This is a genomic window from Streptomyces sp. NPDC102360 (assembly GCF_044766085.1).
Taxonomy (GTDB): domain Bacteria; phylum Actinomycetota; class Actinomycetes; order Streptomycetales; family Streptomycetaceae; genus Streptomyces.
Window position 1 is genome coordinate 384,483 of the sequence record NZ_JBIWLG010000008.1, and the last position, 13,830, is coordinate 398,312.

Below are 13,830 nucleotides of genomic sequence, written 5' to 3' on the forward strand. Positions count from 1 at the left end.
CCTGACGACGTGGGGCGCGTCGCGTTAACAGGGCGCCTGTTGCGGGCCTGGCCACGCCTGGCCCCTGGCGTGCATGGCCGTCGTAGCTCGCGGTCTTGGGTGAGCGGTACGAGAAAGGCATGGGACCCACAGCCACGAAGACTGCGGGCCCCAGCCATGTGCGGCGTCATGCTCAGTAGGCAGCCTCAGTAAGCCGCCATGGAGGGCGGCTGCGGAGCGCCCACCCGCTGTTGCTGCTCCCAGTCGCGGCGCCTGCGACGGCCGCGGCGGAACAGGAGGAATCCGCCTGCGCAGATGAGCAGGCCGACGACGGCGAAGGCGATGGACACGATGGTGGTTTCGGAGTCCATTCCGTAGCCGACACGTGAGGGTGTTCCGTCATCGCCGGGGCCGAAGTGCTTGCCGGCGCCGGCGGTGCCCACCGCCATCTTCTGGGTGGGGCTCAGCTTGGCTGCCGCGGCGAGTGCGGCCTGGGCGTTGACCATTCCGTAGCCCGTTTGCGGGTTATGGCCCCGCTGGTGGGTGGAAGCGGTGCGTTCCAGCGCCTGCGTGATCTGGTACGGGGCGAGTTTCGGGTGCTGCTCGCGCATCAGCGCGACCACGCCCGAGACCAGAGCGGTGGCGGGAGACGTGCCGTCGATCTGCTCCGTTGTCCGCGTACCGGCCTTCGCCGCGGTGACGCTGACTCCGGGGGCCGCGATGTCGACGTAGTTGTGAACGGTCGAGAACGAAGCCCGCTGCCCGCGGCGATCGGCCGCGGCGACGGTCACGACGCCGGGATCCCCGGAGGGGAAGGCGAAATCGTTCTCGTCCATGGTCTCTTCGCTGACGTCGCCGGCGTTGCCCGCACCGTTGACGATGGGGATGCCCTTGGACAGTGCGTATTGGACGGCGGCGTCCAACTGGGCGTCGAAGGACGTCCCGATACCTTCCATGCCCAGGGAGATGGAGATGACGTCGGCGCCGTGGTCCGCGGCGTAGCGGATGCCTTCGGTCAGGACCTTCTCGTTCCCGGTGTTGTCGTCGCCCAGCACCCTGATGCCCAACACCTTTGCCTGAGGCGCCACTTCCAGGACGTTGGATGCCATCGCGGTGCCGTGCCCGCCGTAGGTACTCGACGACTTGTCCGCGCCACCGAGAATGTCCGGGCCTTCGGTCACGCGGCCACGCAGGGCCGGGTGGCCGGTCTGGATCCCCGTGTCCAGCACCGCCACGGTGATGCCGGACCCCTTGCCGGCCTTCTGGGCCTGCGGTACCGACATGGCGGGCAACTCCCAGCGGGCCGGTGCCGCCTGGGCGGGTTGCTGGAGCGCCCCGAATGCGATCATGGCACTCAACGGCACCGTGATGGTCCGCAGGAACGTATTCAGTCGGGTCCTGCTGGATCGGCTACGCATCGTCGTCGGCCTTCCCGTCGATCACCTGGTTGACGTGGTAGCCGGAGATGCTGGCGAAGTTGGTCGCCATTCTCTTGTACGCCTCCGTCTCGTCGCCCTGCGTGCGAGTCCAGGGCTGGGGGAGACGTCCCCAACTGCGCTGTGCGTCAACTGATCCCACCGAAAACGCCATGACGTACGGAGTCTGTGAGGTTCCCGCGCTCAAGGGGGAGAAGGAATTGGCCACCACGTTGCGCTTCGACCACCCCGAGGCCAACGTCTTGGGGACTGGGTAGGGGGTGACGCCGGGCGGACTCAACTCGGTTTCGGTGTCGGTCTCGGAGTACTGGCCGGCCAGTTCCGTCGCGGCGGTGTTGTTGCCGAGCACGATGAGAGAGACAGTGGCCGCCGCCTCGCCGCCCTGGTCGACATAGGTCGCACGGAGCACCGTCTTGCAGCCGCCGGCGGTGGCCTGTTGGAGCAGCTTGCCGCTGAGCACCTCGTCGCACTTCGCGGCCTGCGCGATGCCCTGACGCACCCAACCCGGGTTGTCGTAGACGGTGCCCAGTTCCGACATCGTGTCGGGGAAGAGCTTGTCGCTCTCCAGGTTGTGCCAGGCCTTCGGAGCGAAGGCATCGTTGAACTTCGTGATCCGGGCGTCCTTGATGTTGGCCGCGAGGAGCCCGGCTCCAATGAGGAGAGGAAGAACGCCGACGACGAGGACGATGATTCCCCAGACACGCTGTGCCTTGCCGGGAGGCTTGGCGGCAGGGCCGGGCGCATAAGCGTACGGAGACGGAGCCTGGTGCGGCATGAACGGGCCGGGAGGACCGGGCGGCGGGGGGCTGGTGGGAGGTGCGCCGACGGGAGGAGCGCCCCAGGCGGGTGGCTGCTGAGGAGGTGCCACAGGCGGGGGAGACGTGGGGTACGTGCTGGAGTATCTAGGGTCCTCTGGCGGGTGACTCATCGGCCTCTCTGATCCGTTCGCATTTCTGGTGATTACTTGGTCGTTCGGTGTCTGGGCAAAGTCGGACGCCAAGCCCAAGGAGCACTACGCTCTTGCCTGACCGCACGAACATACTCACCTACTTGGTGGTCGCTGCAGTCACCTTCGGCATTGCGTTGGCCACTCCTGTGGTTCTGGAGTGCATCAGGAAGCGCATCAGCAGGAGAAGACGTCTCCCGCCAGGTAGTCGGCAGCCTTCGTGGCCGCGGTTGCGAACTGGCGGCGCTTCGTCGCGTCGAGGCCCTGGGCGGGCGGCATGTCCTTGACCTCAATCTCCAGCACGGCCTTGCCTTTATCGAACACGCCGGGCGCGACGCAGGGCATGTCGACCACCGCCCGGTTGTTGGTGACCGCGCCCGTCACCGAATCCACGGTGAAGGTGTCGACCGTCCCTGCGAAAGTGGAGGACGGTGTCGGGCTCGTGCCATTCCGGGGTGTCGATGTACCGGCGCCGCTGTTCACCGTCTTTCTCCACAGGTAGGAGATGCGGACGGAGTGTTCCGCGCCGTACAGCCAACAGTCGCCGTATGCCTTCCATGTGGTCGGGTGGAAGCGGGTGGTGTCCTCGGAGGTGATACCGCCGTCCCCGACTAGAGGGCCGAACACCGAGCCGGCGAGCTTGCCGTCGCAGACCCTGGATGCGGTACTCGGTGTGACGGGAGTCTTGTCGCTGTCGCTGCAGCTGGTCAGGGCGAGCAGGAGCAGGGCGATGACGGCGCTCGGCCCGTACTGAGGGCGCCTGTCGACCTTGGCGCTCACTTGTCGTTCACCGAGGCGTTCCACGTCGTACCCGCGGCGTATCCGTCTCTGGCCGCTCGCTCAATGGCCCCGCTGTCCACGTTGATGTCCCCTTGTGACATGTCGATTCCTGCGGCCTGATAGGCCAGTCGAAGCGAGGCGGCGCTGGAGGAGCCGGCCGCTTTCATACCGTCCGCGTAGTCCTTGGCCGATGCGGAGTTGGCTTCGTCTCCGGTGTCGCGCTGAGCTCGCTTGACGACGAGTTCCTGGATGTCCTCGACGGCGAACCCGGCGACGACTCCGGCCACGGGTGAGGCCGCCGCGGTGGCGCCGCCGACGGCCATCGACAATCCGCGTCCCACCCATTTGTCGGTGGTGGCGACGGCGTTGTTGTAGTCGGCGTCGGAGGCGGAGTGCGCATCGTGTATCGCCTGGGTGCGAGCGTCTCCCATGATTCCCGCCACGACGGCTCCGGGGTAGGTGACGTTCTCCAGGGCCGTGGTCATCTGCGTCGGGTGGCTTTCGATGACCCGCTGCATTAGTACAGCGGTGTGGGCCTGTTGGGCCTCGGTGATGGCTGCGTAGGCGTCGGGGTCCTGGCCCACCGCGCCGAGGAAGGGTTGGAGCGTCGACAGGTCCAGGTTCGCCTCTGCCCCGAAGGGGGCGATCGTGCCTTGCTCGTTGGCGATGGCTCCTTGGACGTCGGCCATGTAGTCGGCGGTCACGTTGCCCAGGCTGTCGCGGAGGGCGTCGCGCCCGTCTTCGGAGAGCATTCCGGGTTTCGCGCCGACCGTGTCGACGATGTCCTTCGTCAGCGCGGCGCGCTCCGGGCTGTGCTTGACCGGCGGCGCGTCCTCGTCGTCGTACGGGCGCCCGGTGGTGGCGGATTCCATCGCGTGCCCGAGATTGTCATAGCCGCTGAGGTGCTTGGCGTCACCGGTGTAGGCGGCGCCTTCGGGCCAGTGGCGGTCTTTGAGGAGGTAGTCGAGGTGGTCGACCTCCTCGCCGCCGACGGTGGTGCTGCCGGTGAGGAACTTGGTGGAAGCTTCGGGGTTGTGGCCGAGCCCTTCCACGAAACCGGTCATGGGGTCGAGGGCCACGATGTTGGTCATGCCGGAGGTGCGGGTGTTGTCGCCGCTCCAATAGGCGTCGGGGTTCTTCCCGCCTGCTGTTCCGTTCTTCTCCGCGGTGATGAGGTCGTCGCCGTAGTCCTGGAGAAAGTCCGTGTCCCACTTTCCGTGACTCATCAGGCTTCCGGTGAGCTGGTAGCCGTTGAGGCCGTAGGCAGACTGGGTGGGGTTGGCGTTGAACTCGTGCTGCCCTGACGTGAGCAGATCTTTCTGGAACTTGGCGATGCCGGGGTTCGGCTTGCCGTTGTCGTCGGATCTGGTGGCGGTTCCCAGGGTGGTGCCCAAGTTCTTCTGGAAGTCCTTGAGTTCGGCGATTTCCCTTTTAGACAGGTGCGTTCCCGCCGGCGGGTTGACGAGTTCGTTGTACCGCTCCAGCGTGTTGTCGGCTCCAGTCCTGACTGCGAAGCGGCGCGCGAATTCGGGGTCGTCGCGGTTGGCGGAGAGGACGGCGTTGAGCTGGTCGAACTCGACGTCGGTCAGGCGACCCTTCTTCTTCATGAGGTGTGCGGCCTGGTCTGCTTCGATGGCGTCGAGGCTGGTGTAGACACTGGTGTTGAAGGATGTGTTGTTGTCGCCGTTGGCGTCGCGTTCCAGGGCGGCACTTGCGGCCGCGTCGGCGGCGGTGGCCAGTTCCAGGATCCGTTTCATACGGGATTCCAGGGCGTCGAGGGCCTCCTTGCGCTCAGTGGCGAAGCCTTCGGACGAGGAGGCGGTGGGGCTGTTCCAGCGTTCGTCGACGTCCTCGATCACGCCCTTTTCAGAGATGCGGAATCCGTCGGTCGGGGCCGCGTCGAGCAAGGAGTGAAGCTGTTTCTGGAACTTGGCGAACTCGCCGTGGGCGTCGTTGAGGAGCTTGGCGATGCGGCCGGCTTCGGTGGCGGCGTCCTCGTACTGTTTCTGGGCCTTCTTCATGGTGGAGAACGCCGCGTCGGCCGCGTCGCCCTCCCAATGGCCCTCGAGGTGAGTGATGACCCGGCGGGTGAACTCGTCGTGCAGGCTCTCGTACTTGGCGGGCAGGGCCTTCCAGGAGTCGGCGGCCGTGGCCAAGGGCGCGAGGTCGGCCTCGTTGACGTAGGCGAAGGACGGCATGCGTGGTGATTCCTTCGGGGCGTGGGGTGGACGAAGTCTCCGATTCGGCTGACGTACCGGCCTGGCGGCGAGCGGGGAAGCGGGATCGCTTAGCCGAAGGGGGAAGAGATCGAGGCCATGCGGGCCTGTTCTTCCTGCTCGGTACGGGTGTACTCGCCGGTGGTGGCGTGCAGCCGGTCACTGATGTCCTGCAGCATTCCCTTGAGGTGAGTTACCTGCTCGCCCCACCGAACGTCCATCGTCATCAACGAGCCGGCGGTGGCCCAGGAACCTGCGTCCGGCATCCCGCCGGCGGTGTGTTTGTTGAGGCCTTTGACTGCATTCTGGGTGTTCTCGTCGGCGGTGTTGTCGACGTTCTCGGTGTCACCGCGTAGTTCGACCAGGGCGTTGGCCGCTTGCTTCATGCGGCCGGTGTCGGTCTTGCTCGTGCCTGCGCCTGTGCCTGCTCTGGTATTTGGCATACCGGCACCAGAAGATGAAGTCACCTGGAATCAGCCCCCGTTGGCGGCGCGTGGGCCGCAACTCTCAGATCCGTGAATTCGACAGCGGGTACGGTACAGCCGTTCTAGCGGGATGTCAGGGAAATGTGATTGATCCGTGCAGCTGCTCTGTGACGGTGCGGTGGCCGTCCTCGGACGCGCCCGGCCGTGAGCATGGCCGCGCCGTGGTGCTCGACCGGTTGCGGCGATGACGAGATCCGCATCCGGGAGGCTCGTCCACCCTCGAGCCCGCCGTTCAGTAATGTCGGTGCCCTGCTCGAGAGCGGACTTGAACGGGGACGGGGTTACGGCGGCATGCGGGCGAGTGGATCTTTGGGGCTGCCGCGCCGGTGTGGTGTGCGAGGGCTGGCTCCGGCCAGTTGGGTGGCTTCGAGTGTGTGCGTGATCGCCTTTCTGGGGTGGCTCTTTCTGCCGGTGCTGGAATGGCGGCGCATGCTGATCGGCGTGTGTTTGGTGGTTCTGCTGGGGTGTCTGGGTGTCGTGTTGTTGGGGCGCCGCGGGCTGTCCGTGGGTGACGGGGGCGAGAGTGCGGCGTACAGCGCCGTCAGGCCGGGGCGTCCCGCGGACGTCAGGCCGGAGCTGTCGGCGGAAGGGTCCCCTCCGGGGCTGCCGTCCGCGTTGCCCGTCGGGCGGCGGGTGAAGGTGCGTGGGCTGGTCGGCATCGTCGGGTTTCTGGCGGCGTTCGCCGGGATTCTGGCCGTTGCCGCGGGAGATGACACGGATGCCGGCCGAGCGGCTGACCTGACCGAGGTCGGGGCTGTCCGGGGCAGTGTCCGGATTGTGCAGGTGCGTGAACTCGAGCGGTTTGCGGGCCGTTCGGATACGGACTTCGGAGCCGAGCTGACGGTGATGTTGCCGGGGCGAGAGGGAGAGCCGGGCTCCCGGGTGGCCCTGGGGGCGCGTACGCACGAAGAGCCGCACAGGGGTGGGAAGTTGAACGTCCTGTACGCCCCGGGTCATCCCGAACTCGGTGCCGTGCACGGTGACAGTGCGACGCTCGGCCGACTGCAGGCCGGTACTGCCCTGACGCCCGTCGCTACCTGGGCGTTCTTCGGTGGCTGGGCAGGGGTGTCGCTGCTTGTGGTGCTGCTGTCCGTCTTCGGGGGAAGTTTCCGTGGGCTCGACCGCCTCGATGGCGGTGCGCGTGCGGTCCGGGGCCGCGTGTGGGGCGTTGCGCGATGGGACGGTGGTGGCACCGCGCTTCGGGTGCGCACCGTCACAGGGGAAGTCCACTTCTCGGCGGAGCAGAACAACCAGGCCATCGCCAAGTCCCTCCGGTCCGAGGAGGTCTGGGTCTGCTGGGCCGCGGCCGACGGTCCTGCGGCCAAGGGGTTGGGCGAGAGGCTGCGTGCCTCCCTGGTCGGCGACGGCGGGTGGTGTCTGCCGGGGGAGGTGTGGAGCGCTCAGGTTGCGCGGGTCGCCCGTGACTCGACCATCGTGGGTACGCCTGAAGCGCCGGTCGACCCCCACCGCACGGTGGCCCTGTGGCTACCGGTGACTTCCTGGCCGCTCCGGCTCCGTGGGTGGAGTGTGCTGTTCATTGCGGTCAGCGTGGTCGCCACCGCCCTGCTCCTGACCGACATGGGAGGCCGCCCTCGTTGGGCGGCGGGCTGCGTCGCCGCTGTTGCGCTCCTGGGGGCGTGCGTCGGCTACCTGGCTTCCGGCGGCGCTCGGAAGGGCTCCCCGGCCGTGACCGGGGCGGCCACAACAGCGGCCTGAGTTCGGCCACGGTGAAAGGAAGGCGTGCGTGAGCTTCGGAGAGCGGTTGAACTCCCAGGATCCTGCGTCCAGTCAGGTGTGCGGAGCGGTCAGCAGTGCTGAGGTCCGCGAGGCTGCGCGGCGGCATTACCAGTTCGCCGTCAAGCGATTTGCCCTGTACGCGCCCGTGTACGTGGCGCTGTGGGGGCTGTTCATGGTGAGCCACACCGCACTTCTGATTCCGGTCGGGCTCGTCGGAATCCTGGGGGCTGTCTACTGCCTGCAGATGCTCGCACGCAGAGCGGGCTGCACGTGGTTGTGTTCGCGTGCCTTCCGGGCGTACGCGGCTGAGTTCGTCCCGTCCGTCAAGAAGGTGCGACAGGAGGGCGGGGGTGTGCTCTTTCTGCTGCTCGGACAGGAACGGAACCCGATGTGGACGATGCGCGCCCACAAAGCCCGCAGGGAAGGTGGCTGGCCGAAGGACATCGAGGCCGGCGTGTGGTTCGCGGGTGACAGGCTCTTCGGTGGTGCTGCGTTCGTGCCGGGAAGCGGGGAACTGCTGATTATGCAGCCGAACGGTTGGAAGCTGTGGGCCCCAGAGAGGAAGAGCGCTGGTGCTGAGCGCATCGCGAGGGCACGGAGGGCAGGGATCAGGCGCCTCCGGATCCGGCGACCGGTGCGTGTGCATGGGTGACGGGAGAGTAGCGGGGAGCAGCGCGCGTACTGCGTGAGCAGGGTGCGCGCCAAGGGCTCAGCCGGCGAACGTGCCTCGCCGGTCGGCATCAGGCCCACGCCCGCCCGGCACCCCGTCCTCAGAACAAGCCGTGCCACATCTGCTCGATAACCAGGGACCACCAGTTGTCCGGCTGCGACAGGGCGTTCGGGTCGATGGCCAGGAGGCGGGTCTGGAGGTCGGCGACGATGTCGCCTGCCAAGTACGGGTGCGCGTCGAGCATGTGGCCGCGTGTCGCGTACAGGGTGGCGAGGGAGTACGAGAACGCGGCGACCGAGGAGTTCACGTACTGGAGGCTGCCGTCCAGGGGCATGGCCGCCCAGACCTGGCCGGTGTCGCGCTGCACCGTGATCACGAACATGCCGTCGGTGCCGATGCGGGTGTGCGTGGCGAGGGTGTTGGACGCGTCGGGGGACAACTGGACGCCCGTGCCGATGAGGTGGGTGCAGGCGTCCGCGAACATGCCGCCCATGACGGGTGGGACCCCAGGGGCGTCCGTGTCCGCCAGGAAGAAGAGTGGGACGTCGGCGGGGAGGCCGGCTGTGGCGAGTGTCGCGCGCGCCGAGTCCGGGAGCGCCGCGGTGGCCAGGAGCTGGGGAGCGTAACGGCGTACCTTCTGCTCGCTGAAGACCTGTACGAGCAGCGGGCCGAGCTCCGCGTCCGGCAGGACATGCGTGGGCGGTACGGGGTGGGGGAGCGGGGCGCGGGACGGTTGCGGTGGTTCCTGCTGGCCCGCGAGTTGGGCCATCAGTTGCGCGTGGGAGGTGAGGGCGGTGATGCCTTCGGTGCGGGAGGCCGCGTCCCGGCCGTACGGGTGTGCGTGCGAGTGGGAGGCCTTCGGGAACGTGGACAGCAGGGCGTTCGCCGTGTAGCCGCCGGGGAAGTAGCCAGGGCACAGGTCCGTGTGGATCGCCACGACGTTGTCCACGGGCACCCGCAACTCGCCCAGCTGCGCCATGCCCTGGTACTCGGCCGGTGGCTTTCCGGGCGCCGAGACGGCGGTGACGTAGGCCTCCTGGCCGGTGCGCGGGTCGACGTAGGTGAAGACCGCGGTGTTGCCCGGGCCGGTCGCCGGGCGGCCGGGTGGTGGTCCGGCGGGGGCGGGTACGGGTGTCGGCTGATGCGGCTGCGGGGACGCCGCGGGCGACGTGGCCGGCGCGGGCGGCGCCAACGGGTAGTCCACCACGGTCGGTGTGCGCTGCGGGGAAGCGGGGGCCGTCGACGGCGGAGCCGTGCGCTGTGGGACCACCGGGGGTGTGCGGTGCGAGGCGGCCGGGCCGGGCCCCTCGGCCTGGGCGGCGGGATCTGTGGCCCCCGCGCCCTGGGCGGCGGGGCCGTTTTCCTCCGTAGCGGCAGTCGAGCCCAACGCGCGCGCGTACTGCGCCAGTCCGTCCTCCTCGAACGCCGACGCCAGTATCCGCGCGCGCTGCTCCGGGCCCGCCTGCGTGCGCGTCATCAGTGGGGCGATCCGCAGATACGTACGTCCTGGAGCGGGCAGGGCCGCGCGCGTGCGCTCGTCCGCGGCGATCTCCTCCAGTGCGAAACGCAGCACCACCGGGTCCGTGTGCACCAGCAGCCACGGATCCTTGAGCAGGCGGGGCAGTTGGCCCGCGCCCAGGAGGTGGCCGACGATGCCGTCCCGTACGTAGGGGTCGGCCTGCTCCCAGCCCGCGTCGGGGACCCGTTCGAGGAGTTCCATCGCGAGGCAGAGGTGTGCGGCGCGCACATCGGGCAGCGTGGCGCGGATCGCCTCGCCGAGCGCCTGGTGGGTGAGGGCGACGAGGGTGGGTGCGGCCGCGTCCGCGTCGTTCACCGTGGTGACGAACGGGCCGGCGAGGGGCATCCCGTTGGCGATCTCCTGCGACAGGTCGCGCGCGGCCAGCGCCGAGGCCAGTGGTGCCCACAAGGGGAGGGGCAGACCTTCGCCCTCGGCGAGGGCCAGCGGAGCGAGCATCGCGGGCAGGAGGGCCGGGTCGACGCCGAGGCGTTGGGCGTGCATCGCGACGGCCTCGGCGGGGTCGGCGGGGAAGAAGGTGGCGTTGGGTGGAGGCTCCGGGGCCAACAAGTGCGCATTGGCGGCCAGTTGGGCGGTCAGGCGGCTGCCGCCCGGGCCCGTGGCCGTACGCGACGCGATGCCCTGCGCGAGCCAGAGCCGCATCTGCGGATCCTCGGTGAACGGCAGCCGCGGCGCCCCGAAGTTCGGGTCGAGCGCGAGCTGGGTCTGCAGGGTGAGGCCCTGGAGGTCGGCGTGCTCGGGTGCGTCGAGATCGATGACCTGTGCCGCCCCGGCGGGGAGCGCGGCGGCGATCTCGGCGGCCACCGCGCGCGGGACCTCGGCGAGGAGTCGTACGGAGGGGAGTCCCGCGAGCGGCAGCAGCAGCTCGCGGGCCATCCGCTCGGGCCCGCGCCCGGCTCGTACGGGACCGGCCTCGTCCACATCGGGTACGACGATCGCGCGCTCGCCCGCGCCCAGGGCCTTGTACACCTCCGCATCGCGCGCGACGTCGAGGCCGTAGTGGTCGGCGAGCAGCCACAGCACCTGCGCGGGCGTGCGTCCCGCGGCGCTCGGTACCGCGGGCGCAGGGAGCGGCGGCGGGACCGTCCACGGGTCGAGGCGTGCGAGGTCGATGCGCTCGCGGTGGCCGGGGTCGCACAGCATCAGGAAACCGGTCAGCAGGCGCGAACTGCCGCACCCCGGCGAGCCGGTGAGGAGTGCGACGCGCGGCGCTTCCGGAACGGCGGCCCGCCAGGCGGCGAGCGCGCGCAGGGCGGAGGCGCGGCCGCCGATGAACGGATGCGGCTCATACGCGATCTGCTGCGGCGCTGCCATGGGGTGCTGCTGTGCCGCTCCCGGCGCTCCCGGCGCTCCCATGGGGCTGTTCTGCCAGCTCACGACTCTCCCTGGTTCCCCGTCTCCACGTGCCTGCCCACCTTACGGGCGAGCTCTGACAGTGGTGCGGGCGCGGCCGGTGGGGCTGTTCCGTTGTCGGTGCGGCTTGGTAAACTCCGTGCAAAATTACGTCTGTTGAGGTGCACGGGGTCCTGTGTCCTGCGGATGTACGGCGACACGGGGGAGATGCCGCCATGGCGATGATGCTGCCGGACGAGTTGGCATGGTTGCTGGAGATGTTGGGCTTCGATTGGCCGACGGCCAATGAGGACCACATGATGCAGTGCGCGCAGACGTGGCGGGATTTCGGGGCGCAGGTCGGGGACGTTCAGACGGCTGCGATGCGGTCGGCCGGGAATGTGACGTCGGAGAACTACGGCGAGTCGATCGACGCGTTCGTGGAGAAGTGGGACAAGTTCTCGGGCGGGTCGGGGTATCTGGACGATGCCCGGCAGGCGGCCGAGGTGATCGCGTCGGTCTTTGATGTCGCGGCGATGCTGATCATCGGGATGAAGATCGCGGTGATCATTCAGCTGATCGTGCTGGCGATCCAGATCGCGGTGGCGGCGGCGACGGCGGTGGTCACGTTCGGGTTGTCGGGGGTGGCGTCGGCGGCGATGGCGCAGGTCTCGCGGGTCGCGATCCGCAAGATCTTGAAGGAGGCGGCGCAGGCGCTGATGGAGGCGGCGCTGGAAGCGGTGAAGGAGCCGTTCGTCTCCGCGTTGGAGGAGATGAGCAAGGATCTGGTCGCGCAGACGGTGAACCAGAACTTCGGTGCGCAGGACGGGTACAACCTGGGGCGGACCGCGGATGCAGGCAAGACGGCGGTCAAGGACGGGTTCGACAACTTCGGCTCTACGTTGGGTGAGTCGCTGCGGGACGGGGGTGCGGGCCGGGCGGGGTCGCATGCGCGGGGTGGGCTGGACAGTGCGGCGGGGAACTCGTCGTCGACGGGCGGGGCGGATGCGGATGCCGGGGCGGGTTCCGGGTCCGGAGCGGGTTCCGGTTCAGGGTCTGGTTCCGGTGGGGACGGTTCTGGCGGTACGTCGGGGGGTGCCGGGGCGGGAGTTGGTTCTGGTGGAGCGGCGTCCGGTTCCGGGGCGTCCGCGGGCGACGGAGGCGGGGGCAGAGGCGGTACGTCTGGTGCTTCGGCCTCCGGCGACACCGGCGGCGCGGGAGCAACAAGCAATGAAAATACGGGGGTTGGGGCGCAAGCGGGCTCAAACTCTGGCGCCGGATCGACGTCGACGCCGGCTCCTTCCTCGGCGCCGTCGTCCGATCGGCCGCTGACCCCGTTCGACGCGGGCTATAACGAGCAGCGGGACGCGTCCGGATCCTCGCCGTCGTCCGGTGGTGGCGGCTCCACGGGCCCGTCGAGCACACCGGATTCCTCGCCCGACTCGCCCGGCTCGCCCGGATCGCAGAGCACGCCGGACGCCGCGCCGTCGTCCGGAACGCCGGACGTGTCGACGGGTACGGACGCGCAGCGCAATGGCAGCGAGACGGCCACGCCCGCGCCCGCCGCGCAGTCGGACCAACCCTCCTCGGTGCCGCACGCGCGCGTGGATGCGGACGCGACCACGCCGTCGCCCGCACCGACCCCCACGCCGGATGCGGCGCCGCCTGCCGGGCAGCCCGACCCGTCCCACGGCATCAACACGGCATCGGAGAGTGCCGCCCCGACGCAGGAGTCCAACGGCCCTGCCGCACAGGCCCTTTCGCCCGACCGCGGCAACGATCCGTCCACCGCGACGGACCCGCGTACCCAGGCCCAACAACCCATGACGTCGGCGACGTCGGTGGGCACCGACACCTCGTCACCCACCTCCACCTCCACGACGCCGGGCTCCATACCGAGCGCGAGCACCGGTGTCGGTGCCGGTGCCCACACGGGCTCCGACTCGCCCTCACGTACGTCGTCCAGCCCCACGTTCCACACGCAGAGCGCCACAGCCACCGAGGCCCACCCCCCGACCCGCCCCGCACCCACGGCGAACCCGACGCCCACCGGCGACCAGAACCCCGCCGCACCGTCCCCGAACCAGACGCCGAACGTCGCACCGACCGCGACCCCGGGCCCGGTCACGAACACCCCGACTCAGGGCCCGTCGCGCCAGCCCAACCCCACGACGAATCCCCGCACGGACACACCCCGTACCGAGGCCCCCCAGCGCACGACACCCATACCGGCCCGCCGCTCCGAGCCGACGACCCCCTCGACGCCCCGCCCCAACACCCCCACCAACAACAGGCCCGGCACCACCAACGCCAAACCCAACACCCCGAACCAGCCCGGCATCTCCGCCACCCCCACCCCGAACCAGACGCCCAACCAGACCTCGAACCAGGTCCCGAACCAGCCCACGAACCAGGGCCCGAGTCAGACGTCGAACCAGTCCCCGAGTCAGGGCCCGAGTCAGACACCGAACCAGTCCCCGAATCAGCCCTCGAACCAGGCCCCAAGCCAGTCCCCGAATCAGTCCCCAAGCCAGTCCCCGAATCAGTCCCCGAGTCAGACGCCCAACCAGGCCCCGAATCAGCCCGCGAATCCGGCGCCGAACCAGCCCCCGAACCAGCCCACGAACCAGGCCCCAAGCCAGAAGTCGGATCAGGCTCCGAGCCAGACGCCGCATCAGCCTGCGAACCAGAACCAGAACCAGAACCAGAACC

The 13,830-nt window shown here is 69.1% G+C and carries 12 protein-coding genes; 2 read left to right on the forward strand and 10 right to left on the reverse strand.

Features of this window, described 5'->3' with window-relative positions; genetic code table 11:
* Nucleotides 1–185 precede the first annotated feature (185 nt).
* From ACIRHA_RS29400 to ACIRHA_RS29420, 5 genes are all read right to left on the reverse strand, one after another.
* Nucleotides 186–1,328 carry a S8 family peptidase gene (locus ACIRHA_RS29400; protein ID WP_403852031.1) on the reverse strand — a complete coding sequence of 381 codons (1,143 nt, stop codon included), beginning with the start codon at nucleotides 1,326–1,328 and terminating at the stop codon, nucleotides 186–188.
* A 61-nt stretch (nucleotides 1,329–1,389) separates the two neighbouring features.
* Nucleotides 1,390–2,190 carry a hypothetical protein gene (locus ACIRHA_RS29405; RefSeq protein WP_403852034.1) on the reverse strand — a complete coding sequence of 267 codons (801 nt, stop codon included), beginning with the start codon at nucleotides 2,188–2,190 and terminating at the stop codon, nucleotides 1,390–1,392.
* Between the two features lie 348 nt (nucleotides 2,191–2,538).
* Nucleotides 2,539–3,141 (reverse strand): hypothetical protein, encoded by a 603-nt coding sequence (locus ACIRHA_RS29410; RefSeq protein ID WP_403852037.1) that lies wholly within the window; start codon nucleotides 3,139–3,141, stop codon nucleotides 2,539–2,541.
* Nucleotides 3,138–5,339 carry a DUF6571 family protein gene (locus ACIRHA_RS29415; RefSeq protein WP_403852039.1) on the reverse strand — a complete coding sequence of 734 codons (2,202 nt, stop codon included), beginning with the start codon at nucleotides 5,337–5,339 and terminating at the stop codon, nucleotides 3,138–3,140. Before ACIRHA_RS29415 ends, ACIRHA_RS29410 begins: the two co-directional genes overlap by 4 nt.
* A gap of 89 nt (nucleotides 5,340–5,428) precedes the next feature.
* Complete coding sequence (locus ACIRHA_RS29420) at nucleotides 5,429–5,743, reverse strand: hypothetical protein (RefSeq protein ID WP_403852042.1); 315 nt, start codon at nucleotides 5,741–5,743, stop codon at nucleotides 5,429–5,431.
* A gap of 477 nt (nucleotides 5,744–6,220) precedes the next feature.
* Here ACIRHA_RS29420 and ACIRHA_RS29425 point away from each other — a divergent pair, with 477 nt between their 5' ends.
* Nucleotides 6,221–7,558: a hypothetical protein gene (locus ACIRHA_RS29425; protein WP_403852045.1), complete on the forward strand. Its 1,338-nt coding sequence runs from the start codon at nucleotides 6,221–6,223 to the stop codon at nucleotides 7,556–7,558.
* 28 nt (nucleotides 7,559–7,586) lie between these two features.
* Nucleotides 7,587–8,231, forward strand: coding sequence for a hypothetical protein (locus ACIRHA_RS29430; RefSeq protein ID WP_403852048.1), 645 nt, complete (start codon nucleotides 7,587–7,589; stop codon nucleotides 8,229–8,231).
* 118 nt (nucleotides 8,232–8,349) lie between these two features.
* On the opposite strand, the gene ACIRHA_RS29435 is transcribed toward ACIRHA_RS29430, so the two are convergent.
* The 5 genes from ACIRHA_RS29435 to ACIRHA_RS29455 form a co-directional block, all read right to left on the reverse strand.
* Nucleotides 8,350–11,163 carry an SUKH-4 family immunity protein gene (locus ACIRHA_RS29435; protein WP_403852051.1) on the reverse strand — a complete coding sequence of 938 codons (2,814 nt, stop codon included), beginning with the start codon at nucleotides 11,161–11,163 and terminating at the stop codon, nucleotides 8,350–8,352.
* A gap of 370 nt (nucleotides 11,164–11,533) precedes the next feature.
* Nucleotides 11,534–11,689 carry a hypothetical protein gene (locus ACIRHA_RS29440; RefSeq protein ID WP_403852054.1) on the reverse strand — a complete coding sequence of 52 codons (156 nt, stop codon included), beginning with the start codon at nucleotides 11,687–11,689 and terminating at the stop codon, nucleotides 11,534–11,536.
* Nucleotides 11,690–11,980 (reverse strand): hypothetical protein, encoded by a 291-nt coding sequence (locus ACIRHA_RS29445; protein WP_403852057.1) that lies wholly within the window; start codon nucleotides 11,978–11,980, stop codon nucleotides 11,690–11,692.
* A gap of 486 nt (nucleotides 11,981–12,466) precedes the next feature.
* On the reverse strand, nucleotides 12,467–13,246 hold the full coding sequence (locus tag ACIRHA_RS29450; protein ID WP_403852060.1) for a hypothetical protein: 780 nt from the start codon (nucleotides 13,244–13,246) through the stop codon (nucleotides 12,467–12,469).
* A gap of 12 nt (nucleotides 13,247–13,258) precedes the next feature.
* Complete coding sequence (locus ACIRHA_RS29455; protein ID WP_403852063.1) at nucleotides 13,259–13,525, reverse strand: hypothetical protein; 267 nt, start codon at nucleotides 13,523–13,525, stop codon at nucleotides 13,259–13,261.
* Between the last annotated feature and the right edge of the window lie 305 nt (nucleotides 13,526–13,830).